The 23693-nt window shown below is 62.5% G+C and carries 23 protein-coding genes and 1 tRNA gene; 7 read left to right on the forward strand and 17 right to left on the reverse strand.

The window, feature by feature from the left end; genetic code table 11:
• Positions 1-31 precede the first annotated feature (31 nt).
• Entirely contained in the window at positions 32-853 is an 822-nt protein-coding gene (locus tag ACL0K2_RS14735; RefSeq protein ID WP_413042924.1) for a helix-turn-helix domain-containing protein, read from the forward strand.
• Positions 854-908: 55 nt separating this feature from the next.
• Here ACL0K2_RS14735 and ACL0K2_RS14740 read toward each other — a convergent pair whose 3' ends face one another.
• The 3 genes from ACL0K2_RS14740 to ACL0K2_RS14750 form a co-directional block, all read right to left on the reverse strand.
• Entirely contained in the window at positions 909-1667 is a 759-nt protein-coding gene (locus ACL0K2_RS14740; protein WP_413042925.1) for a substrate-binding periplasmic protein, read from the reverse strand.
• A gap of 157 nt (positions 1668-1824) precedes the next feature.
• Positions 1825-3084, reverse strand: a complete 1260-nt coding sequence (locus tag ACL0K2_RS14745; RefSeq protein ID WP_413042926.1) for a dicarboxylate/amino acid:cation symporter — start codon at positions 3082-3084, stop codon at positions 1825-1827.
• Positions 3085-3190: 106 nt separating this feature from the next.
• The gene (locus ACL0K2_RS14750; RefSeq protein ID WP_045164136.1) at positions 3191-4615 is read right to left on the reverse strand and encodes an aspartate ammonia-lyase; all 1425 of its coding nucleotides are present in this window, start codon (positions 4613-4615) and stop codon (positions 3191-3193) included.
• 190 nt (positions 4616-4805) lie between these two features.
• Between ACL0K2_RS14750 and ACL0K2_RS14755 the strand changes: the two genes are divergently transcribed.
• The gene (locus tag ACL0K2_RS14755) at positions 4806-5732 is read left to right on the forward strand and encodes a LysR substrate-binding domain-containing protein (protein WP_045164135.1); all 927 of its coding nucleotides are present in this window, start codon (positions 4806-4808) and stop codon (positions 5730-5732) included.
• A gap of 40 nt (positions 5733-5772) precedes the next feature.
• On the opposite strand, the gene adhP is transcribed toward ACL0K2_RS14755, so the two are convergent.
• Positions 5773-6795 (reverse strand): alcohol dehydrogenase AdhP, encoded by a 1023-nt coding sequence (gene adhP / locus ACL0K2_RS14760; protein WP_239611294.1) that lies wholly within the window; start codon positions 6793-6795, stop codon positions 5773-5775.
• Positions 6796-7048: 253 nt separating this feature from the next.
• Between adhP and purE the strand changes: the two genes are divergently transcribed.
• The 5 genes from purE (at position 7049) to ACL0K2_RS14785 (ending at position 10248) form a co-directional block, all read left to right on the forward strand.
• Positions 7049-7540 carry a 5-(carboxyamino)imidazole ribonucleotide mutase gene (gene purE, locus ACL0K2_RS14765; RefSeq protein ID WP_045164133.1) on the forward strand — a complete coding sequence of 164 codons (492 nt, stop codon included), beginning with the start codon at positions 7049-7051 and terminating at the stop codon, positions 7538-7540.
• Positions 7541-8626 (forward strand): 5-(carboxyamino)imidazole ribonucleotide synthase, encoded by a 1086-nt coding sequence (locus tag ACL0K2_RS14770; protein ID WP_045164132.1) that lies wholly within the window; start codon positions 7541-7543, stop codon positions 8624-8626.
• A 101-nt stretch (positions 8627-8727) separates the two neighbouring features.
• The gene (locus tag ACL0K2_RS14775) at positions 8728-8979 is read left to right on the forward strand and encodes a GlsB/YeaQ/YmgE family stress response membrane protein (protein ID WP_025243550.1); all 252 of its coding nucleotides are present in this window, start codon (positions 8728-8730) and stop codon (positions 8977-8979) included.
• Positions 8980-9029: 50 nt separating this feature from the next.
• Positions 9030-9560, forward strand: coding sequence for a DUF3299 domain-containing protein (locus ACL0K2_RS14780; RefSeq protein ID WP_045164131.1), 531 nt, complete (start codon positions 9030-9032; stop codon positions 9558-9560).
• A 16-nt stretch (positions 9561-9576) separates the two neighbouring features.
• On the forward strand, positions 9577-10248 hold the full coding sequence (locus tag ACL0K2_RS14785; RefSeq protein ID WP_239611598.1) for a uracil-DNA glycosylase family protein: 672 nt from the start codon (positions 9577-9579) through the stop codon (positions 10246-10248).
• A 5-nt stretch (positions 10249-10253) separates the two neighbouring features.
• Here the strand turns inward: ACL0K2_RS14785 and ACL0K2_RS14790 are convergent, their stop codons facing one another.
• From ACL0K2_RS14790 to ACL0K2_RS14850, 13 genes are all read right to left on the reverse strand, one after another.
• A complete protein-coding gene (locus tag ACL0K2_RS14790; RefSeq protein WP_413042927.1) occupies positions 10254-11333 on the reverse strand; it encodes an FAD-dependent oxidoreductase in 1080 nt (359 codons plus the stop codon).
• A gap of 235 nt (positions 11334-11568) precedes the next feature.
• A complete protein-coding gene (locus ACL0K2_RS14795) occupies positions 11569-12465 on the reverse strand; it encodes a D-hexose-6-phosphate mutarotase (RefSeq protein WP_413042928.1) in 897 nt (298 codons plus the stop codon).
• A gap of 147 nt (positions 12466-12612) precedes the next feature.
• The gene (locus ACL0K2_RS14800) at positions 12613-13302 is read right to left on the reverse strand and encodes an ABC transporter permease (protein WP_045164128.1); all 690 of its coding nucleotides are present in this window, start codon (positions 13300-13302) and stop codon (positions 12613-12615) included.
• The gene (locus ACL0K2_RS14805; protein WP_045164127.1) at positions 13299-13994 is read right to left on the reverse strand and encodes an ABC transporter permease; all 696 of its coding nucleotides are present in this window, start codon (positions 13992-13994) and stop codon (positions 13299-13301) included. Before ACL0K2_RS14805 ends, ACL0K2_RS14800 begins: the two co-directional genes overlap by 4 nt.
• A gap of 61 nt (positions 13995-14055) precedes the next feature.
• A complete protein-coding gene (locus ACL0K2_RS14810) occupies positions 14056-14811 on the reverse strand; it encodes an ABC transporter substrate-binding protein (RefSeq protein ID WP_045164126.1) in 756 nt (251 codons plus the stop codon).
• A gap of 16 nt (positions 14812-14827) precedes the next feature.
• On the reverse strand, positions 14828-15601 hold the full coding sequence (locus tag ACL0K2_RS14815; RefSeq protein WP_045164125.1) for an ABC transporter ATP-binding protein: 774 nt from the start codon (positions 15599-15601) through the stop codon (positions 14828-14830).
• Between the two features lie 277 nt (positions 15602-15878).
• Positions 15879-17936, reverse strand: coding sequence for a BCCT family transporter (locus ACL0K2_RS14820; protein WP_413042929.1), 2058 nt, complete (start codon positions 17934-17936; stop codon positions 15879-15881).
• A 215-nt stretch (positions 17937-18151) separates the two neighbouring features.
• Positions 18152-18931: a substrate-binding periplasmic protein gene (locus ACL0K2_RS14825; protein WP_413042930.1), complete on the reverse strand. Its 780-nt coding sequence runs from the start codon at positions 18929-18931 to the stop codon at positions 18152-18154.
• A gap of 272 nt (positions 18932-19203) precedes the next feature.
• Positions 19204-19389, reverse strand: coding sequence for a hypothetical protein (locus ACL0K2_RS14830; RefSeq protein ID WP_413042931.1), 186 nt, complete (start codon positions 19387-19389; stop codon positions 19204-19206).
• 446 nt (positions 19390-19835) lie between these two features.
• Positions 19836-19911, reverse strand: a tRNA-Phe gene (locus ACL0K2_RS14835).
• Between the two features lie 174 nt (positions 19912-20085).
• The gene (locus ACL0K2_RS14840) at positions 20086-20358 is read right to left on the reverse strand and encodes an oxidative damage protection protein (protein ID WP_045164120.1); all 273 of its coding nucleotides are present in this window, start codon (positions 20356-20358) and stop codon (positions 20086-20088) included.
• Positions 20355-21422, reverse strand: coding sequence for an A/G-specific adenine glycosylase (mutY, locus tag ACL0K2_RS14845; protein WP_413044476.1), 1068 nt, complete (start codon positions 21420-21422; stop codon positions 20355-20357). Before mutY ends, ACL0K2_RS14840 begins: the two co-directional genes overlap by 4 nt.
• A gap of 11 nt (positions 21423-21433) precedes the next feature.
• Entirely contained in the window at positions 21434-23659 is a 2226-nt protein-coding gene (locus tag ACL0K2_RS14850) for an AsmA family protein (protein ID WP_413042932.1), read from the reverse strand.
• Positions 23660-23693: the final 34 nt, after the last annotated feature.

A 23693-nucleotide genomic window follows, 5' to 3' on the forward strand; every position in this document is an offset into this window, starting at 1 on the left:
AATCGCGCCGCTCGCATCACTGGGATCGACTATGCAAGACCACCTCGGCGCCAATCTCAAGCTGCTCTGCAGCCATTACCGGTCGATTGCCGAGGTGTGCCGCAAGCTTTCGATCAACCGGGCGCAATTCAACAAGTACCTGAGTGGCCAAAGCCGCCCCACTGCGCATAACCTCAAACGCATCTGTGATTTCTTCGGGGTCGAGGGCTACGAGCTGAGCCTGCCCGGTGAACAGTTCGCGCAGTTGATCGGTCTGCGACGAAACGATCAGGAGCGCATCGCCGCCAGTGACCCGCTGCTGGAGTTGTTCCAGCCGATGCGCGACAACGCCAACAGCCTGTCCCGTTACTGTGGCTACTACTTCGAATATGCCAATTGCATGTCGGTGCCGGGGCAGATCCTGCTGTCGCTGGTGCATCTACGCGAGGATCGCGGCAGCTTCGTCTTCGAACGCCAGGAACGTCAGGAACAGTCGCGTCCCGACAATCCCAAACAGGAAGACGGCGTGGTGCGCTGCCGCTACCTGGGCGCCGCCTTCTATTTGCAGGATCGACTGTTTCTCATCGACTACGAGTCACTGACCGACAACGAGATGAGCCAGACCATCCTGATTCCCAGCTTCAAGAGCCGTATCAGCCGCCTCAATGGCTTGAAAACCGGTGTCTCCAGCGGAGACCGACGTACGCCGGCCTGTACCCGCGTAGTCTGGGAGTACCTGGGTACCGAGATCAACCGGGTCAATGCCTACCGGCAGGTAATGCTCTACGGGCGGGATGATCCGCGGATCGATCCGGAGATCCGCGATCGGTTGGCCTCAGCGCAAATGCGTGACGGCTTGTTCGAGATCGAGTAGCTGGTGGCGCTTGCGGGTCCGGCACGAAGGTGCCTTCCGCGAGGTCGCTGCTGATTCAGCAGAGTTCGGGGTGCTTGACGCAGCTGCCGTAACCCTCGGTCTTCATCTGATCCAAGGCGCTTTGCAGGCGAGTGATCACTTCATCGGGCGTGTCCTTGTTGAGGGCCAGGTACAGCGGCGACGAGTTGAACACCAGCACCGTGTTCAGGCCGCTCACGCCCTCCTGCTTGGCGTAGTAGCGCCACACCGGGTCGGACGTCGCCCAGAGGTCGATCTTGCCGGTGAGCAACTTCTGCAGGTTTTCCTGATCGCGCAGCGCATTGACCGGTGCAAGACCCTGAGCCTCCACGCGCTGACTCACCGCGCTGCTCTTGTAGGCACCTATCTTGTACCCCTGGGCCTGGGCGAGGCTGGTCAGCTTGAGGTTCGAGCCGGGTGCCGAGAGCAGGACGCTTTCGTATTGCGCGATGGGGCCGACCCACTTGAACAGCGACCGGCGCTCATCGGTCATCGACGTCGAGAACAGGCCGTGGTTAGGCAGATCCAGCGTCGATTGGTAAATGCGATCCCAAGGAAAGCGTAGCGTCATCGAATAGGCGATGCCGGCGCGCTTGAACATCTCGCGCACGGTGTCGGCGCTGATGCCGTGGATATGCTCTTCCTTCGCGAAGTTCTTGCCGCCCTCCGCCATGTTGAAGGGCGGAAAGTTCTCGGTCTGCAGGACCATCTCATAGCCTTTCGGGAGCTCCGCCTGGGCGAACGGTGCGGCAATGAAAGAGCTGAGCAACAGGGTAAGCGTGAGTAGTTTGCGCATGAGGCCTCCAGGAAATCGGCGGAGTCTACGCAAGGGCTGAAAACGGCGGCTTGTGCCGTATCACGCTTTAGCCAGCGGGGTCGACGCCGCCTCGCCCGGATCGCGGCGTTTGTCTGCGGGTTTGCTGGACCGCCGAGTCAGAGCGGCCCAGCGAGGCTCATTCCTTGTTCCTGCTGTTGTATACGTCTTGATCCAGCTCGTTCTCGCTGCGCCCGACCAAGGTAGTGGTCATCAGGTCACCGGCGACGTTCACCGTGGTGCGCGCCATGTCGAGGATCCGGTCGATGCCGGCGATCAACGCCACACCTTCGAGTGGCAGGCCGGCCGAAGTCAGTACCAGTCCGAGCATGATCAACCCCGCACCAGGGATGCCCGCGGTGCCCACTGATGCCAGGGTCGCGGTGAGGATGATCATTAGATACTGCCCGGCATTGAGGTCGATGCCGAACGCCTGAGCGATGAAAAGCGCCAGCACGCCCTGATAGATGGCGGTGCCGTCCATGTTGATGGTGGCGCCAACGGGGAGTACGAAGCCCGCCACGCCTTCGGACACGCCGAGATTCTTGCGTGCGCATTCGATGGAAACCGGCAGGGTGCCGGAACTGCTCGAAGTGCTGAACGCAACCGCCAGTGCCGGTGCAATGCCCTGCAGGAACCGCAGCGGGCTCAACCGCCCCACTAGTCCGAGCAGGCCGCCATAGACGAGCAATACATGGGCAATGCTAGCCAGGTAGATCACGCCGATGACGCCGGCCAGGGGCAGCAGCACTTCGGCGCCGTGGCTGCCGACCACGCCGGCGGTCAGGGCAAAGACCCCGATCGGCGCAACGCGCATCACTAAATCGGTGAGCTTGTAGAAGGTCTCGGCTAGGCCATCGAACAGCCGCACCGCCGGCGCCGCGCGTTCACCGACCAGATTCATGCTCACGCCCAGCGCAATGGCGAAAACGATGATCTGCAGGATATTGCCTTCGGCCAATGCAGTGACCGGGTTGCTCGGGATCAGGCCGACCAGGATGCTGACCAGAGACGGCGCCTGCTTGGCCTCGCCGGTGGTGCTGGCCACCATGTTCATGCCCTCGCCGGGGCTGAACAGCGCACCAAACAGCAGCCCGATGCTGACCGCGAACGCGGTGGTGATCAGGTAGATGGCGATGGTCTTTACGCTGATCCGTCCCAGTTTGGCGCTGTCCTGCATGGAGGTGATGCCGGCCACCAGCGAAACGAATACCAGCGGCACGATGAGCATCTTGATGGCATTGAGAAACAGCGTGCCGATCGGTGCCAGAACCAGCGCGTCCTGCTTGAAAACGAGGCCGGTGACGATGCCCAGGCCCAGGCCGATGAGGATCTGCTGCCACAGGGCCAGGCGGCCGAGCAGGCGCAGGGGATTAGCGAGAGTGGTGCTCTGATTCATGCGGATACCTGTTTGTTGTTCTTATTGAAACGAGCCGTTTGTGGCGGCTCGGTATGCAAGGGCGCCCGGCACAGCGGGCGCCTTTACAGCGGGAAACACCAGCGCGTCAGGCCTTCAGCGGCACCAGCCGCGGTGCGATCATGTTTTCCGGACGCAGGATGTCGTCGAGGGTGGCGTCGTCCAACAGCTGCTCCTCGCGCACCAGCTCCAGCACGCCGCGGCCGCTGAGCAGCGCCTGGCCGGCGATGCGGGTGGCGTTTTCGTAGCCGATGTAGGGGTTCAGCGCGGTGATCAGGCCGATGGAGTTTTCCATCAGACGACGGCAGTGGTCCTCGTTGGCGGTGATGCCGACGATGCAATGCTCGCGCAGCATGTCCATGGCGCGCTGCAGCAGGCGGATCGAGTCGAACAGCTTGAAGGCGATCAGCGGCTCCATGACGTTGAGCTGCAACTGCCCGGCCTCGGCAGCCATGGTCAGCGCCAGGTCGTTGCCGATCACTTCGAACGCCACCTGGTTGACCGCCTCTGGAATCACCGGATTGACCTTGCCCGGCATGATCGAACTGCCCGGCTGGCGCGGCGGCAGGTTGATCTCGTTGATGCCGGTGCGCGGGCCGCTGGAGAGCAGCCGCAAGTCGTTGCAGATCTTCGACAGCTTGACCGCCAGACGCTTGAGCATGCTCGAGAAGGTGACGAAGGCGCCCATGTCCGAAGTGGCTTCGATGAGGTCGGCGGCGGGTTTCAGCGGATGCCCGCTGATGGTCGCCAGGCGTTGCACGGCCAGGGCTTGATAGTTCGGGTCGGCGTTGATGCCGGTACCGATGGCCGTTCCGCCGAGGTTGACCTCGACCAGCAGTTGCGGGGCGATCAGGCGTAGGTGCTCAAGGTCTTCACCGAGCGTGGTGGCGAAGGCGCGGAATTCCTGGCCGAGGGTCATGGGCACGGCGTCCTGCAGCTGGGTGCGACCCATCTTGAGAATGTGCGCGAACTCGGCGGACTTGCCAGCGAAGGCCTGCACCAGGCTGTCGAGGCTGGCCAGCAGGGTGTCGTGGCCCAGCAGCAACCCCAGGCGGATAGCCGTGGGATAGGCGTCGTTGGTCGACTGCGCCATGTTCACGTCGTTGTTCGGGTGCAAGTGGCGATACTCGCCCTTGGCGTGGCCCATGTATTCCAGCGCCAGGTTGGCGATCACCTCGTTGGCGTTCATGTTGGTCGAGGTGCCGGCACCACCCTGGATCATATCGACGACGAACTGATCGTGATGCTCGCCGCGGATCAAGTGCGCACAGGCCTGGCTGATCGCCAGGTGCTTGGCGTCGCTGAGGTGCCCCAGCTCGCGGTTGGCGTCTGCCGCCGCCTGCTTGACCATCGCCAGCGCGACCACCAGCTTCGGGTAGTGTGACAACGGCACGCCGGAAAGATGGAAATTGTGCACGGCGCGTAGGGTCTGGATGCCGTAATAGGCATCGGCAGGTACTTCGAGCGAGCCAAGCAGATCTTTTTCGAGGCGGAAGGATGCAGCGGAGGACATGAGGTTCTCATCCGAGAGAAAAGCGGCATTTGCCGCGAAGGCCGCTACCATAGGACTGAGGCCCTTTCTCGGCCAATGCCGTTAAACACTGGCCTATGCACAATCGGCATAATTGCGGTGTGACGCCGTTAGGCTGGCGAGCGTTATTGCGCTTCATCCCGATCCCATTCCCAGCCTGCCAGGAGCCGGCATGAACATCGAAACCAAGTGGCTGGAAGACCTGGTCGCACTGGCGGCTACTCGCAGCTTCTCCCAGGCCGCCGAGCGACGCTTCGTCACCCAGCCGGCCTTCAGCCGGCGCATCCGCAGCCTGGAGAACACCCTGGGCCTGACCCTGGTGAACCGCGCCCGTACGCCGATCGAGCTGACCGAGGCGGGACAGCTGTTCCTGGTCACGGCACGCAACATGGTCGAACAGCTGGGCGAGGTGGTGCACTACCTGCACAACCTTGAGGGGCAACGCGGCGAGGTGTTGCAGATCGCCGCTGCTCATTCGCTGGCGCTCGGTTTTTTTCCAGGTTGGTTGGCCCGGCTACGTCTCGATGGTGTGCCGGTCAACAGCCGGCTGGTGGCGACCAACGTCGGCGAGGCGGTGCATTCCCTGCGCGAAGGCGCCTGCGACCTGATCCTTGCCTATTACGATCCGGATGCCGCGCTGCAGATGGATCCGGAGCTGTTTCCGTCGTTGTCGCTGGGACGTACCGAGATCGTGCCGGTCTGCGCTGTCGATGACGCCGGCAGGCCGCTGTTCGATCCCGACAGCGGCCAGACCGTGCCGCTGCTGGCCTACAGCGCCGGCGCCTCGCTGGGTCGGTCGGTTAATTTGCTGCTGCGTCAACGCGGCCTGCGCTCGTCCACGGTGTACGAAACGGCGATGGCCGACAGCTTGAAAAGCATGGCGATGCAGCGGCTGGGCCTGGCCTGGGTGCCACGGCTCTCCGTAACCGCCGAGTTGGAGCGTGGTGAGCTGGTGATCTGCGGAGCCGAGCATTGGCGGGTGCCGCTGGAGATTCGCCTGTATCGCTGTGCGCTGGTGCGCAAGGCGCCGGTGCGACTGCTCTGGCGCAAGCTGGAAAGCGGCGCGGGTCAGGTTGCTGAGATGGCGGTCGAGGATTGAGTTGGGCCCGGACACGAGCTTGGCGCATCCGGGCCTGCGCTTAAAGGCTCAGAACAATGCGTCCCTCGATGGTCCCCGCGCGCATCTGGTCGAAGATCTGGTTGATGTCGTCCAGTTTGCCAGCATGGATAGTCGCCTTGACCAAGCCTTCGGCGGCGAAATCCAGCGCTTCCTGCAGGTCGGCGCGGGTGCCGACGATCGAGCCGGTAATGCTGATGGCCTTGAGCACCACATCGAAGATCGGCGTGGGGAAATCGCCTGGCGGAAGGCCAACCAGCGCGACCGTTCCGTGACGGCGAGCCATGCCGATGGCCTGGCCGAAAGCGCTGTTGGACACCGCAGTGACCAGCACCCCATGCGCCCCGCCGATGTCGCGCTGGACGATCGCCACCGGGTCTTCGCTGCGGGCATTGATGGTCAGGCTGGCGCCGAGCTTCTTCGCCAGTTCCAGCTTGGCGTCGTCGACGTCGACCGCCACCACGTGCAAGCCCATCGCCTTGGCGTATTGCACCGCGACATGGCCCAGTCCACCGACACCGGAAATCACCACCCACTGGCCGGGACGGGCGCCGGTCATCTTCAGGCCTTTGTAAACCGTGACGCCGGCGCAGAGGATCGGTGCAATCTCATCGAACGCGACCTTGTCCGGCAGGATGCCGACATAGTTGGGGTCAGCCAGGACATATTCGGCATAGCCACCGTTGACTGAATAACCGGTGTTCTGTTGCGCGGTACACAGGGTTTCCCAGCCGGTCAGGCAATGCTCGCAGCAGCCACAGGCGGTATAGAGCCAGGGCACGCCGACGCGGTCGCCCTCCTTGACGCGCGTCACCCCGCTGCCCACGGCGGCGACGTAGCCGACGCCTTCATGGCCGGGGATGAAGGGCAGGGCGGGGCGTACCGGCCAGTCGCCTTCGGCGGCATGCAGGTCGGTGTGGCAGACGCCGCAGGCTTCGATTTTCACTAGTATCTGGCCGGCACCTGGCACCGGCACTTTCACTTCCTCGATACGCAGTGGTTCGCCGAAGGCATGCACCACGGCGGCTTTCATGGTCTGGGTCATTGGGGAGTCTCCTTTGCATCGGAGCCGCCAGTCTGCTCCCGGCCCCGGGGGCGCACCATTGACTTCGAGCAATACCCGCCGCGATCGACGGCGTGGCCGGACGTACGGTCGCGGGTGCCGGCGGGCGGGGGCTTGCGCTATACTGCGCGGCCTTCGGTCGGACCGGTTCCGGCCATGTACCTGCACGGCCGCGCTGTTTTCAGCGCGGCCGTTGTTCCTGATGCGCCCGCAGGCGCCGAAGAGAGGCACGACGATGACCGCACTGGTAGGCGTGATCATGGGCTCCAAGTCCGACTGGTCCACCTTGAGCCACACCGCAGACATGCTGGAAAAGCTCGGCATTCCGCACGAAGTCACCGTGGTGTCAGCGCACCGCACCCCCGATCTGCTCTTTCAGTACGCCGAACAGGCCGAAGGGCGTGGCCTGCGCGTGATCATTGCGGGCGCCGGCGGCGCCGCCCATTTGCCCGGCATGTGCGCGGCCAAAACCCATCTGCCCGTGCTCGGCGTGCCCGTGCAGTCCTCGATGCTCTCGGGCGTGGATTCGCTACTGTCCATCGTGCAGATGCCCGCAGGTGTGCCGGTCGCTACCCTGGCCATCGGCAAGGCAGGCGCGATCAACGCCGCACTGCTCTCGGCCAGCATCCTTGGCCATGAGTTCCCCGAGTATCACGCCGCGCTGAAGAAATTCCGCGACGAACAGACTCAAACCGTGCTCGACAACCCGGACCCGAGGGACGCGTAAATGAAGATTGGCGTGATCGGTGGCGGCCAACTGGGCCGTATGCTGGCCCTGGCGGGGACGCCGCTGGGCATGAACTTCGCCTTCCTCGATCCGGCACCGGATGCCTGTGCTGCCGCCCTGGGCGAGCACCTGCGTGCCGACTACAGCGACCAGGACCACCTGCGCCAGCTGGCCGACGAGGTCGATCTGGTGACCTTCGAGTTCGAGAGTGTGCCAGCGGAGACCGTTGCGTTTCTCTCGCAGTTCGTCCCGGTCTACCCGAGCGCCGAAGCGCTGCGTATCGCCCGTGATCGCTGGTTCGAGAAGTCCATGTTCAAGGATCTCGGCATCCCGACGCCCGAGTTTGCCGATATCCAATCCCAGGCCGATCTCGACGCCGCGGCGGCCAGCGTCGGCCTGCCGGCGGTGCTCAAGACGCGCACCTTGGGCTATGACGGCAAGGGCCAGAAGGTCCTGCGCAAGCCGAGCGATGTCGCCAATGCCTTCGCCGAGTTGGGCAGCGTACCCTGCATTCTCGAAGGCTTCGTGCCGTTCACCGGGGAAGTCTCGTTGATCGCCGTGCGTAGCCGCGATGGCGAGGTCTGTTTCTATCCGCTGGTTCACAACACCCACGAAGAAGGCATCCTGCGGTTGTCGGTCGCCAGCAGCAATCACCCACTGCAATCGCTGGCCGAGGACTACGCCGGGCGCGTGCTGACCAAGCTGGATTATGTCGGTGTGCTGGCTTTCGAGTTCTTCGAGGTCGACGGCGGGCTCAAGGCGAACGAGATCGCGCCACGCGTGCACAATTCCGGGCACTGGACCATCGAGGGCGCCGAATGCAGCCAGTTCGAGAATCACCTGCGCGCCGTGGCCGGTCTGCCGCTGGGCTCGACCGCCAAGGTCGGCGAGAGCGCCATGCTCAACTTCATCGGTGAAGTGCCGGCCGTGGAGAGTGTCATCGCTGTCGAGGACTGCCATCTGCATCATTACGGCAAAGCGTTCAAGGTCGGTCGCAAGGTCGGCCATGCCACGCTGCGCTGTCCCGACCGTGCCACGCTGGACCGACAGATTACCGCGGTCGAATCGCTGATCAGCCGCGACTGAACTCCGGCCGTCCGGCTTGATGTGATCGCCGGCGAACTGGCTGGCTCGCCTCAGGTCCGAGAATACGTAACACATTTTTTCGGACCTGAGGAGATCGCCAAATGGGCATCATTGGAACCATCATCATCGGCCTGATCGTCGGCCTCATCGCACGTTTCCTGAAGCCAGGCAACGACAGCATGGGTTGGATCATGACCATCCTGCTGGGTATCGGCGGTTCGCTGCTGGCTACCTATGGCGGCCAGGCGCTCGGTCTCTATGAGGCGGGTGAGGGAGCAGGCTTTATCGGCGCCGTGGTCGGTGCGATCATTCTGCTGGTGATTTACGGCATGGTTACCAGCCGTAAGCACTGATCCGCTCGGGGCCGTGCCTGGCGGCCCCGTTTTCCTATCGTTCGGTTGCCATGCGCCAGATATTTCTCTTCCTGCTGCTGTGCTGTGTCTCCTTCGTCCAAGCCGCTCCGGCGGAACTCGACTGGCTCGAGCTGATGCCTGCCGAGGACCGCAAGGCGCTGGAAGAAATGCCGGAGATCGAGCACAACTCCCCTGAAGCCGGTGGTTTCAGCGATCAAGGCGGGCTCAAGCAAGGGAGCGGCCTGCCAGCGGTGATGTATTCGGCCAAGACCGTGCCGTCATTGAATGGCAAGCAGGTGCGTCTCGGCGGCTATCCCGTACCGCTTGAAACCGACAGCAAGGGCCGCAGCACCGAGTTCTTTTTGGTGCCTTATCCCGGCGCCTGCATCCACGTTCCGCCGCCACCGCCGAACCAGATCGTCATGGTTCGCTATCCGAACGGGATTACCCTGGAAGATATCTATGCACCGCTCTGGGTTGACGGCACGCTCGCGATCGAACCGGTGAGCAATGATCTGGCCGATGCGGCGTATGTGATATCGGCGGCCGAGGTGACGCTGGTGGACGAAAGTGACCTCTAAGTCGAAACGCAGTCCGATTCCCCTCGATCAGACCGAGCGTGAGGCTTTCCGCGCGCTCGCAGCCCGGACCGAAGGCATTGACGTGTCGGTCTATCAGAAATTCGATAAGGACCCGTTGGAGCCGATCATCGGCCTCGGTCGGGCGGACGCGCCCATCGCCTTCTTCGGCCGGGATCCGGGACGCGAGGAGGTTCGCTATGGCGAGCCCTTCATCGGTGGCGGTGGTCAACTGGTACGGCGTTCGCTCTACCGGCATCTGCACGGCGAAGACATGCCGGATTTCGAGGCGAGCCGGGCGGTCGGTGCGGGCTTTTTCTGGATCAATACGGTGCCCTACAAACCACTGGGCAATCGCGCCTGGTCGATGGCGGTCAAGCGTCGTTTTCATCCGCTGATGCGCCGGGTGCTGATCGACAACTGGCGCGGTCGCGACATCGTCACGCTCGGGCGCGAAGCCTTTCTCTGGTTCGGCTTGGAACAGCCGCGCGAGGTGCGCCGGCAGCTCGAAGAGTTCTGGCAGCGTGAAGACCGTTTCACGGCCTGTTTCGATATTGAGCTGGCAACGGAACAGGGCACTACGCGAGCGTTTCGTCTGCATCCGCTTCCACATCCCTCGCCGCGCAACCGTGCCTGGTTCGAACGCTTTCCGTCGCTGCTGGAGACACGTCTGCAGCAACTGCTCGATTGAGCGCGTCAGCCTTCGCTGCCATGACGGCGCATGAAGCGGCGATCGATATAATCCTTCCAGCGGCCCAGTAACCGACCTTCGGCCGCCAGGCTGCCCCAGCTCAGCAGCGCCCCTCCGCGACCGTCGGCCAACAGGGCGAGGCTGTGCGTTGGTGGATGGTAATGACGCAGCGGCTGGCCGATGGCTGCTCGACCAAGGTTGGTGGCGAGTACAGCCGCCTGGCGCACCGCGTGAACACCGTTGTGGAGGGCGCCGGGAAGACTGGCGCAATCTCCGCTGGCGAAAACGTGCGGATGAGAGCGGCTTTGCAATGCTGGCGAGACATCAATGAAGCCGCGTGCATCCAGCCGCAAGCCGGATTCGCGCACCCACTCCAGCGGGCTGGGTCCGGTTGCGACGACCAGACGTCGGCCCCGCCAGCGGATCTGGCCGTCGCCGATCAGGGTGTTGCCATGCACCGCCTGGATCGGAGTGTTTTCATGGACTTGCACCTTGGCGTGCTGCAGATGCCTCAGCGCGAGACGGCGCAGGCGTGGCGGATGCGCGGTAAGCAGCTGGCCATCGGAGAACAGCTCGATGGACGGAGCTCGACCGGCCATCGCCAGCGCCAGTTCGACACCTGCCGCGCCGCCGCCGACAATCGCCAGCGGCTCAGGGATTTCCTGCCATTGTTGCCAGCGCCGGATGAAGTCGGCGAACGGCTTCACCGAGAGCAACTCCATACCATCTCCGGATTGCTCCGGTAGCCAGGGCAGGGAGCCCAAGTTCAGTGACAGCCAGGTGCTGCGCAATGTCTCGCCAGTCGCCAGGAGCAGCTCGGGGGTTTCCGGAAGTAGCGCAACCATCGTGCCCTGGATGAACTCGACTTCGGCCGCTGCGCAGAGTTTGGGTAGCGCGATCCGGCATTGGCGTGCCTGGTAATGCTCGGCAATGAGGCCGGGCATCATGCCCGAGTACCAGGCATGGGGATCGGCCGAGATCAGGCCGATCCGGCCCACGGGGCGTTCACGGCTGGCCCATTGGCGCAGCGCGCCGAGGTGGCTATGACCAGCGCCAGCAAGCAGCAGGTCGAAGTCAGTATTCATGGCGCATCAGAGCAAGGCTGATGCGGATGAGGAACAGGGTTGGCTAGGGCTCGTGTGGCGCAGCGCGGCATCCATGACATCGAGATAACCTCCAGAGCATCGCAACTGACCGGCAGGCTGCATCAGTCGCCGCCTGGCGGTTGCCAGGGCGGTGAAGGGATGCTCGTTGCAGTATAGATTCAATGCGCGGCTGGACGCTTGAATCTTGGCTATCGAGGTGGGCGTCGGTTCGGCCTCAGAGCGTTTCGACGTCGATCGAGACACTCAGAGAATGAGTGGCGCCGGGGGCCAGTCGGACCATGTCGTCCAGCACGTTTGCCGTCTCGATGCAAAGCATCCGCTGCCAGGCATCGTCGGCGAACTGTGACAGGCGCTGCGCCTTGGCGACCCATGGGTTCCACAGCACGGCCGAGCGGGAGCCGCGGGTCTTCAGGATAATCCGGCGGTTGAGTCCCGGATCACGCAGGCACAGCGTCGGCGGCAGCTCGAGGTAGATACGGTCGGTCTCGCCATCGAAGGCGAGATCACCCTGCTGCTGGCGTTGCTGCCAGGCGTCCAGGGTTTCGATATAGGGGCAGCCGTCCAGCCCTTCCACCGAGACCTGATGGATGTCGCTGATGGTGAAATAGCTGTGCATTGCCTGGGACAGCGCGATCTCTGCCTGACCACGGTTGTGGCTGGTCAGCGTCAGGTGCAGCCCTTTATGGTCCAGGCGAATCTGCAGCTTCAAGTCCACCGCGTGAGGCCAGCCAGGCAGGCTGCCAGCTTCGTTGCAGGCGAATTCCAGCGTGGCGCCGTCGGCGTCGCTGCACGAATCTTTCAGCAGCCAGTCGATGTTGCGCACCAACCCGTGCGCCGGAGCCGGTTGGCTGCCCCGGTAGGCGTCCTGGATCGGTTGCGGATTGCGGATCAGATCGCCGAACCAAGGCCAGCACACCGGGATCCCGCCGCGCACCGCCTGGCCGCGTTCGAATGACGCCTCTTCGCTGAGCCAGATGACCGGCGACGCATCGCCCTGACGGTAGCTGAGCACCTGCGCGCCCTGTTCGGCGACGATCAGTTCGGCGGCACCGTTGCGGATGCGCCAGCAGGGCAGTTGGTCCATTTCGATGCGCTGAATGTCGGCGGGCATGGCAGTCTCGTTGGCAAATGCTGGGTTGTTCTGACCTTGTTCGCGCCAGGGGATTCCGCACCGGCCGGTTTCGGCTGATCGGGCTGCGGGACGGACTCGATCACTGTCGGAAGTAGTGTCGAGCCGTCGGGTCTCGGTAGCGGGGGCTCAGCGTCCCTGGCAGGCATCCACGCGCAACCATCGCTCCAGCAGTTTGAAACCCTGCATCAGGATGAAAGCGATGATCAGATAGATCAGGCCCGCAGTGAGGAACATTTCTTCGTGCATATAGGTGCGCGCCGCGATTTTGCGTGCCATGCCGGTCAGTTCGAGCAGGGTGATGGTGCTCGCCAAGGCGCTGGCCTTGAGCATCAGAATGACTTCGTTGCTGTAGGCCGGCAGACCGATGCGCGCCGCGCGCGGCAGGATGATGTGCCACATCGCCTGGCTACGCGACATGCCCAGCGCACGCGCCGCTTCGATTTCCCCCGGCGGCACATTCTGGATCGCGCCGCGGATGATTTCGGCGATATAGGCGGCGGTATGCAGCGTCATGGTGATGATCGCGCACCAGTACGGATCGCGCAGGAACGGCCAAAGCGCGCTTTGGCGAACCACCTCGAACTGCGCCATGCCGTAATAGACCAGGAACAGCTGCACCAGCAGCGGTGTACCGCGGAAGAAAAAGATATAGCCGTAGGGCAGGGCGCGCACCGCCAGGATGCGTGAGGAACGGGCGATGCCCAGCGGCAGCGCGAGGATCAGCCCAGCGACGACCGAAGCGCCGACCAGTTGCAGGGTCAGCCAGGCGCCGTCGAGGAAGCTTGGCAGCCACTTGATGAACAGTTCCCAGCTCATGCGGTGCTCCTGGCGAAGCCGCGACCGGCGCGTTTTTCGAGGAAGTACATACCGCTCATGGCGATAACGGTCAGGCCAAGGTAGATGAAGGCGGCGACGACGAAGAAGGTGAAGGGCTCCTTGCTGGCGGTCACGGCGATTTGCGAACTGCGCATGATCTCGTCCAGGCCAATCACCGAAACCAGCGCGGTGTCCTTCATCAGGATCATGAACAGGTTGCCCAGGCCGGGCAGGGCCAAGCGCCACATCTGCGGCAGGATCAGCCGCAGGAATATCCGCGGCTTGCCCAGGCCCAGGGCCAATCCGGCTTCGCGATGGCCCTTGGGAATAGCCAGCAACGCGCCGCGAAAGACTTCGGTGGCATAAGCGCCGAAGCACAGGCCGAGGGCGATGGTGCCGGCGGTAAACGGGCTCAGGGCAAGATTCTCGATACCGAATATCTCACCGATGCCACGCACCAGGCCGATGGTGCCGAAATAGATCAGCAGCACCCAGAGCAGTTCGGGTACGCCGCGCACGATGGTCGAATAGGTGCCGCCTATCCAGCGCAGGGCGGCGAACGGAGAAGTCTTGGCAAGTGCGCCAAGCAGGCCGAGCACGAGGCCCAGGGCCAGCGCCGCGAGGGCCAGTTGAATGGTCATCCAGGTCCCGGCGAGCAGCGCGGGACCGAATCCATGAAGGTCGGGGATCATATGGGCTCAAACACCAAAGCCCGGCCGACCAGATTGGCGACCGGGCCTTGATTCAGACGGATCAGTAGATATCGAAAGGGAAGTACTTCGCGTTGATCTTCTCGTAGGTGCCGTCGGCTCTGATTTCAGCCAGTGCCTTGTTCAGCTTCTCGCGCAGCTCATCGTTGCCCTTGCGCACGGCGATAGCGATCTTGTCGTTATCGAACACCGGCTCACCCTTGAATTCGAAGTCCTTGCCGGCGTCGCTCTTGAGCCATTCCCACTGCACGAAGGAGTCGGCGAGGATGCCATCGACGCGGCCGGAAGCCAGATCGAGGTAGGCATTCTCTTGGGTGTCGTAGAGCTTGATGTCGACCACGCCATCCATGTTGTCTTCCAGCCAGGTGCCAGCGATGGTGGCACGCTGCGCTCCGATGGTTTTGCCCTTCAGATATCCCTCGTCAGTCTTGAAGTCGACCGATTTGGGCGCCACGAACTGCAGCTTGTTGGTGTAGTAGTGGTCGGTGAAGTCGACGGCATTCTTACGCTCCTCTGTGACCGACATGGACGCGGCGAGGAAGTCGAATTTGCCGGCGTTCAGCGCCGGAATGATGCCGTCCCAGTCGGAGGTGACCACTTCGCACTCGACTTCCATCTTGGCGCAGAGTGCGTGGGCGATATCCAGGTCGAAGCCGACCACCTGGCCGCTGGCGTCGATCAGGTTGAAGGGAGGATAGGCGCCCTCAGTACCGATGCGCAGCTTGTCGGCGGCAAAGGCGTTGGCGCCGAGCATCAGGGTGGCGGCGGCAGTCAGCAGAATTTTCTTATAGCTTTTCATGCGATGTGTTGCTCCATTAGCGATGGCTGGACATGAACTGTTTACAGCGTGCCGATTGGGGGTTGTCGAACACCTGCTCCGGCGTTCCTTGCTCTTCGACCAGGCCCTGATGAAGAAAAACCACCTCACTGGAGACCTGTTTGGCGAAATTCATTTCATGGGTAACGAGCAGCATGGTACGACCCTCATCGGCCAGTGACCGGATTACTGCAAGCACTTCTTGTACCATTTCCGGATCGAGCGCCGAGGTCGGCTCGTCGAACAGGATGACCTTGGGTTGCATCGCCAAGGTGCGTGCGATGGCCGCGCGCTGCTGCTGACCGCCGGATAGCTGATTGGGGTAGACATGGCGCTTATCGGCGATGCCCACCTTGGCCAGCAAGGCCTCGGCGCTTTCGGTGGCTTCAGCCTTGCTCAGGCCGAGCACGCGTCGTGGCGCCTCTATGATGTTGTCCAGCACGCTCATGTGCGGCCAGAGATTGAAATTCTGGAACACGAAGCCGAGCTTGCTGCGCATCAGGTTGATCTGCTTGGCGTCGGCTGCCACCAGGTCGCCGTCTTTGGCGCGTTTGAGGCGCAGCTGCTCGCCAGCGACGAGAATCTCGCCCTCGTTGGGGTTCTCCAGCAGATTGATGCAGCGCAGAAATGTGGATTTTCCGGAGCCGGACGAGCCGAGGATGGAAATCACATCGCCGTCGCGCGCGGTCAGCGAGATGCCCTTGAGTACTTCCAGATCGCCGTAGCGCTTGTGCAGGTTGCGGATTTCCAGTGCTGGGATGGCCTCAGCCATTGAGCTTCCTCTTCTCGGACCAGGGCGTTGCGTGGTCCTTTTCTGTGTAAATTGCGCTCCGGCCGACTGCTCGCCCTCCTGGCGAGGCGCAAACCTAGCATGGGCGGGGGCATGCGCCAAGCGCGGCACCATACCAAGCTTCGTGACCGGTTGGTCACCGATGGTTGGCCTCGTTAATCGGTCTTCTATATATAGATGAATTTAGCGCCATTGCCCGAAACCCGGAGCGAAACGCGGACAAACGACGCGACCGCTTGCGCAGAGTCGCGGTCGCTCCTCATGGCTGATCGGGTTTGGGCAGATCGGTTTCGCCGCTCAGCATCTCGTCGTGTTCGTTCATTTTCCACGGCAGGCTTCCCGGCGATATATGCAGGAAGTGCAGGTACTTTTCGAACTGGTCGAGGATGTCGCTGATGATGTCCTGCTGGTCATAGCCGTAAATGTCATAGTGCTGCCCGCCGCGGCGCAGGAAAACCTCGGCGCGATAGTACTGCTCATCAGTATCCGGCCCTTCGGAAAGGGCGAAGGCGGGCATGGCGTAGCCCACCATGCGGATTTCATAGATGAAATCTACCTGGGCTTCCTTGAGCACTTCCAGATAGACGCGAGAGTTGGCTTCGTCCGTATGCACCTCGGCGTTCCACTCTTGGCCGCTGAGTTCGCGCTGCACACGGCGCATGGCCTTGAGCACGGTGCTGCTCATGAAGTCTTCGACCTGCTCGCGGTCTGGGAAGCTGACCATGCCGGCAAGGCGCTTCTTCCACAGACCCGGCCCGGCGTTGCTGGCCAGGCGGCTGCTTTGCATGTGGTTCTGCAGGCTGGTTTCGTGATGCCCTTCGATCACCAGCGCGCGCCACATGCCCAGCGCGGAGATCAGCATGATGATGGCGAACGGCAACGCACTGGCGATGGTCATGGTCTGCAGCGCGCTAAGGCCACCGGCGAGCAAAAGCGCGGCCGCCACCAGCCCCTCCGTACTGGCCCAGAACACGCGTTGCCAGACCGGCGTATGGCTCGCGCCGCCGGCTGCCAGCGAGTCGATCACCAACGAGCCGGAGTCCGACGAGGTGACGAAGAAGGTGACGATCAGCAGCACCGCCAGGAACGAGGTGATAGCGCTCATCGGGAGCAGTTCGAACAATTTGAACAGCGCAATGGCGTTATCGGCCTGCACATCGGCGATCAGCGAGGTGTAGCCCTCGACCATGATCAGATGCAGCGCGGTGTCGCCGAACACCGAAAACCACAGAAAGGTAAAGATCGTCGGCACGAACATCACGCCGAAGACGAACTGCCGAATCGTCCGGCCGCGGCTGATCTTGGCGATGAACAGACCCACGAACGGCGACCAGGCGATTGTCCAGCCGAAGATGAACAGGGTCCAGTTGCCGATCCAGTCGCTGCGCGAATAGGCCTGCAGATTGAAGGTACGCTCGATGATGTTGTTCAGGTAGCTGCCTGTGTTCTGCAAAAAGGTTTCGAGAATGAAGATGGTCGGGCCGGCCAGAAACACGAACAGCATCAGCGCGATCGCGAGAATCATGTTCAGCAGCGAGAGATTCTTCACGCCCTTGTCGAGGCCGGCGACCACCGAGCAGATCGCCATGGCGGTGATGACGGCGATGGCGGTGATCTGGACCCCGATACTCACCGGAATGTCCGGCCACAGATAGTTGATCCCGGCGTTGATCTGGGTAACCGACAACCCGAGCGTCGTGGCGATGCCGAACAGCGTACCGAGAATGGCGAAGACATCCACCACGTGACCGATTGGCCCGTAGATGCGTTCGCCAATGATCGGATAGAGCGCCGAGCGCATGGACAGCGGCAGTCCGTGGCGAAAGGAAAAATACGCCAGCACCAGGCCGGTCAAGCCGTAGATCGCCCAGATATGAAAGCCCCAGTGGAAGAAGGCGATCTGCATCGCCTGCTTGGCTGAGTCGACCGTTTCCGCTGCACCGGCCGGCGGCGAGGCGTAATGCAGCACCGGCTCGGCCACGCCGAAGAACAACAGGGCGATGCCGTAGCCGGCAGAAAACAGCATGGCGAACCAGGCGGGGAAGCTGTATTGCGGTTCCGCGTGGTCAGGTCCGAGCTTGATGCTGCCCCAGGGTGTCATCGCGATACCGACGATAAACACCAGAAAGAACGCCACCGACAGCATGTAGAACCAGCCGAAGTTAGTGGTGATGAACGCCAGCGTAGAGCTGAATACCTTGCCGGCCAGGTCCGGATTGCTGATGGTGCCGAGCACCAGCAGCAGCGTTACGGCGACGGCAGGAATGAACACCGGGAAAAGGATGATGGCTTTGGGTAGCTTCTTCTCTGCATCCATGTGTGTTCGGGCCTCTGGTTGGCGAGTGGAACGGAAAACGCTTTGGCTCTCCAAGCGCGATGGCAATCAGGAAGGTAGACGGCCATTTGCGACGAAATACTCACCAGCATTGCCGTGTGGACGTCCGTTGCTCAAGAGACTGGTCGGACTTCAAACGGGCATGGGGCGCCACGGCGGGGGCAGCGCGACTTGGCGTGGGTTGGTTGAGCGGTCGCTCAGAAGGCCGGCTCCAGTTGGTAACGGCGCAAGATGCTCGGCACCGTACCGTCGGCGATCGCCTCGCCCAATGCATGCTCGAACGCCATGAACTGGGTCTCGCTCACCGTCTTGCGCGACAGCCCGATACCGTAGGTGATCGGGCCCATTTCGCCCGCCTCTCGCAGTCCATCGAGGTGTTCGTCTTCGATCAGGTGCCAGGCCACATCCTGATTGAGCACCGCCAGCCCTTCCTTGCCGAAGCGTCCGGACTGCAGCATGCGCAACAGGCGCCGGTTGTCGGCAGTCAGGTGGAAGTCCACGTCAGGTACGGCCTTGAGGCGTTCGGAGAGGACATAGGAGGTTCCCGAAGGGCCATAAACACCAACCCGTCGGCCGGCCATATCGCTTGGTTGATGGAACACGAAGGTACTGTCATCACGGGCGAAGACGCTGTAGTGAGAAGTCACCAGCATCCGGGTGATGTGGAATATCTGTTGCCGTTGGGGCGAGCGTACCAGTGTGAAGATGCCATCCGCCTGGCCCTGCTCGGCGAGCCGCAGCGCTCGCCGCCAGGGATACAAGGTGATCGTGCAGTCCTGCTGCAAACGTACGCAGACCGTTTGCACCACCTCCACCAGAGGGCCACCCGCATCGACGCCGGCATCCGTGCTGAGCGGGGCGTCAGCGGGGTAGGTAAATGGGGGGAAGTCTTCGGTGACGAAGCGCCACTGCGCTGCGCTGACCTGCGCGGCGCCAAGTAGTAACCAGATCGTTAGAATCGAGAGAACCCTACGCACAGCTTGGCTCCTTGCATTGCGTTAAGCCTTCCTTAGCGGGCGATAGTCAGGGTGGTATGGCGGTCGTCGCCGTACGCTGGTATCAGCCTAGCCCAGAATTAAGTCAGGGCGGCTAAAACGACCTAAGACTTAACGAGCCGGTTTTCCGGTCGTCTGGAGCAGTGGGCGCAACCAGGCGGGTTTTCCCCTCGGGGGCAGCGATAGGCCGAAAGCCCCCGCGCTGACCAGCAGCATCCAGAGAATCGCGCCGAATCCCCTGCCTTGTACAGCCACTAGCAGTGCCAGTGCTGCCCACCAGAGACGAGGCTGCCAACAGCTTCCGGGTCCTCTGGCAGGCCGGGCGAGGGGTAGGTCAGCGGGTCGATCGCCTTGCGGTGCACCATCTGGCAGAGCGCTAGCAGGGCGAACGCGAAATAGCACAGGGCGAATGCCAGCCTTGAAGCGAGCAGCTCAGACACGCTGATTCCCCTCGCGTAAGGCGCGTGTCGCCGGTTGCGGTGCGGTGCGGTGCGGTGCGGACTCGGCCTGGCCGCCGCGTCGCCAGCAGACTAACGCCGGAGAGGGCCAGCAGCATCAGGTCCATGCCAGCTACGGCCGCATGTCCAGCGGATAGGCTGCGCAACAGATGGTCGTCAGTGGTAAGCCAGTTCAGCAACACCGCACCTACCGCCAATCCGGCGGCCAGTTGCAGTTGCCTGCGCCATACCTGCGTCGGGTACAGCACGGCGTGAGCCAGCGCGAGCAACCAGTACAAATTGAACGCCCAACCTTTCAGAGCCGCAGCGCACAACTTGGAGCGCGCCGCATGACTGGATGCGTCGTCATGGATCGTGAAGAGCGCTGTAAAAACGCAGCAGAAAACAAAAAGGCCCACCGCATGGGTGAGCCTTTTCGTTCGGATTAGTGGTGCCCAGGGACGGAATCGAACCGCCGACACGGGGATTTTCAATCCCCTGCTCTACCGACTGAGCTACCTGGGCAACGGGGCGCTATTAGACGGATTTGGCTTTTGCCTGTCAAGCGCGGCCAGGAAAATATTTAGCCAGAACGGGCGTTTAGCGTTGTGCTGGACCTTTTGCAGCGATCTTGGCGTCGCGGGCGGCTTGCGCGGGGCGAGCAGGGCGCGGTGCCTTGCTCGCTCTGGACGCGGCGGATCATTCGCTCGGCGGTACGTAACCCTCGGCCTGGGCGTAATCCTCTCCGGAGAAGAACTTGTCCATCTCGGCTTGCAGGAACTTGCGGTCCTCGGCGTTCATCATGTTCAACCGGCGCTCGTTGATCAGCATGGTCTGGTGCTTCTGCCAGTCGTCCCAGGCCTTCTTCGACACGTTGTTGTAGATGTCTTCGCCCTTCGGGCCCGGATACGGCGGGCGATCGAGGCCGGGCAGTTGTTCTTTATACTTGCGGCAGTTCACGGTGCGGGTCATGACATCTCTCCTGCGTTCAATTCGGCGGCGGCGCGCTTGAGCAGCGTCTTCACCGGGGCGGCGAGCCCCAGTCGCGGCGGGGTGGCGAGGTTATACCAGAGCCAGTCAGGCTCGGCCACGGCATCGCCCTTGGGCTTGACTCTGATCAGCCACGGCTCGATCGCCAGCTGGAAATGGCTGAACGTATGAGTCAGGCCCGGCAGCTCGCGGCGCTGCTGCAGTTGCAGTGCATGCCGTGCGGCGAGCGGGTCAAGCGCGGCCAGATCATCCAGTTCCGGCAGGCTCCAGAGTCCGCCCCATAGTCCGGTGGGTGGACGGCGATAAAGCAGGATGGCGCCTTCATGGTTGGCCAGCAGCGGCATCAGGGTGCGCTTCTGCGGCAATGCCTTGCGTGGTTTGGGCACTGGGAAATCGGTTTCGCGACCGAGCAGATGGGCTCGGCAGCCGCTCTTTAACGGGCAGAGCAGACAGCTGGGCTTGCTGCGGGTGCAGAGCGTCGCGCCGAGATCCATCATCGCCTGGGTGTAGTGATTGACACGCGCTTGCGGGGTCATGCGTTCGGCCAAGTCCCACAGCTGTCTGGCGACTTTCGGCTCTCCGGGATAACCGTCCTGCGCGACGTAGCGAGCCAATACGCGCTTGACGTTGCCGTCGAGTATCGGGGCGCGCAAACCCATGCTCAGGCTGGCGATAGCGCCGGCGGTGGAGCGGCCGATGCCGGGTAGCTCGGCGAGCTGATCGACGCATTGCGGAAATTCGCCGCCGTGCTCGGTGACGATCAGCTTGGCGGTCTTGTGTAGGTTGCGCGCGCGGCTGTAATAGCCCAGGCCGGTCCACAGGTGCAGCACTTCGTCTTCGGTGGCGTCGGCCAGGGCTTCGACCGTTGGCAGGGTGGCCATGAAACGGTCGAAGTAGCCGAGCACGGTGCTGACTTGGGTCTGTTGCAGCATGATCTCCGAGACCCAGACCCGGTAGGGCGTGATGCCCTGCTGCCAGGGCAGATCTTTACGCCCGTGGCGGTCGTACCAGTCGAGCACGGCGGTGCCGAACTGCTCCGGGCTCATGGGGTGGTCAATCATCGGTTGAACAGGCCTTTAAGTGCGTCTTTCAATTCAGGACTGACCTTGTCGCCAAGCTTCTCTTCGATTTTTTCGTTGAGCTTTTCTCCGGCGAGCCTGGCGGCGATCTTGCCGAGGCCGTCCTTATCGAAGCGGCACGCCTTGGCGCCTAGTTCCAGCGGGCCGCGGCAGCGCAGTGGCCATTCGAGGCCGACATAGCGCTCATTGACTGCGCAGGCCGGGTCGGGCATCGCACCTTTGTCGCCTTCGACGACGATACCGACGCGGTAGTCCATGCCCAGCACACGAAGGTCGATGTCGCCGTTGCCGTTGACCGTCAAACCGGGAATGCTGGCCTTCAGGTCCGGGTTGCTGGCGATGCCGTTGTGCAGGTTCAGACTGCCCTTCAATTGGCGGAACGGGGTGTCCTTGCTACGCGGGTCGCTGGAGAGGGGTTTGCGGTTGAGGGTGGCGATGGCGTGGCAGAGTTGCTGCTCGAGGTTGGCATCGACGAGGATGCCATTGTCGACGATGAAGCCGATGTTGCCGTTGAGATTGTCGATCCAGGCCTTCTGGCTGTTGCCCTGGCTGCGAAGGTCGCTGTCCAGGTTGAGCAGGCCCTTGATGATGACCTTTTCATCCTGGCTTTGCAGCAGGCGCTCGACTGGAACGCGGGCGAGGTGGGTCTGGGCGGTTATCAGTGGTATCTCTGGTCGCACGTCGAGGCTGGCCGAGGCTTCCATGCGGCCGTTGTAGATGCCGCCGCGCAGCTCCTGCAGCGTCAGCAGACCGCCAGCGCTGCGTGCCTTGAGCGCGAAACCGTCGAATGGCAGTTTCATTGCGGTGAGGCTACCGATATCCAGGTTGATCCGGGTGTCCAGGCTGCGCAGTGTGCCGATCGGCAGTACCTGCGCTTCGCTCCAGGCTTGCTGGGTCGGTTTGTCAGGCAGAGGCGTGGTGCCGCTGCCGATTGCCGCGGCTTCGGTGGCTTCCACTTCGCTCTGGCGAGTCGCGCCAGCTGCATCGTCCTTGCCTGGCGGCGGCAGGTAATGATCGAGGTTCAGCTGGTCGCCCTTGAGGTCGACGCGCAGTGCCTGCTTGGCGAAATCGCTGATGCCAACCTGGCCGGTAAAGGTGCTGCCGTCCAGCTTCAGGTCGAGTTCTTCAAAGGTCAGGCTGTTCGAAGTCCCGGCCAGGCGAGTGACCAGTTCGGCTTTGCTCAATGCCTTGTTGTCGGCCATGGTCGGAAGCTGCTGGCCGATGCTGTCGAGAAATTCGCGCAGGTTGAATTGGGCGATGGACAGGGTGCCGGCGATCTTCGGCTGCTCCCGCAGATCGCGCGCTTTCAGCTCACCAAGACCACGCAGCTGGTTGGCGGTGAACTTGAGGCTGGTCCACTCGGCAACGTTGGCCGCCAGGTCGGCCAGCAGCTGGCCTTGAGCGCTGAAGGAGAGAGTCTTGCCTTGCAGCGGCTCGCCGGAAGCCTCCCCGCTCAGGCGCAGGTCTTCGAGCTGATAGCGTTGGAGTTTGGTATCGAAGCGCAGCGCGCCTTGCAGTTCGGTACGCGCACGCATCACCGGCTTGTTGCTGCCGAAGAAGGCGTTGAGTTTGACCGGGATCGAGGTGGCTTCGCGAATGGCGCCCGTGCTCAGCTCGATGCCCTCGGCACTGAATTGCTGGCCGCTTTTCGCGTCGTGGTAGGACACTCGGGCATCGCTTATGGTCAGGCTATCGATATCGAGTCGCAGGGGTCGCTTGCGATTGTCGGATTTCTGCTCGTCAGTCGAGGTTTCGGCCGGTTCCGCTGGTGGCGTGTCGCCAGGCTGCGTTTCGCTGGCAACCGGTTGGCCCACGCCTTCCCAGTTGCCCTTGCCGTTTTCGTCGCGGCTCAGGGTCAGGTTGAGGCCGTTGAGCGTGATATCGCTCATCTGCACTTCACGGCTGAACAGCGGGAGCACTCGGACCGAGAGGCCAAGCATACGCAGGTCGGCGAAAGGCTGTTGTGGAGTCCGGACGCTGGCCAGGGTGGTGTCGTGTAGCTCCAGGCCGAGCCAGGGGAACAGGCTCCAGCCGATGTCGCCGGCGATATTCAGCTCGAGTCCGGCCTTGTTGCGGGCAAGTTCGCGAATTTCGTCCTTGTAATCATTGGGATCGAACAGGTGGGTCAGGGCAAAGCCCAATGCGACGATGAGCAGCAGCAACCCGAGGATTACCAGGCCCAGGATCTTGCCGAGCGCTTTCATGGACAGGTCCTTTGTGTTTGGCATTCAAAAGCAG

The organism is Pseudomonas sp. YJ42, assembly GCF_047225135.1.
Classification (GTDB): Bacteria; Pseudomonadota; Gammaproteobacteria; order Pseudomonadales; family Pseudomonadaceae; genus Stutzerimonas; species Stutzerimonas stutzeri_E.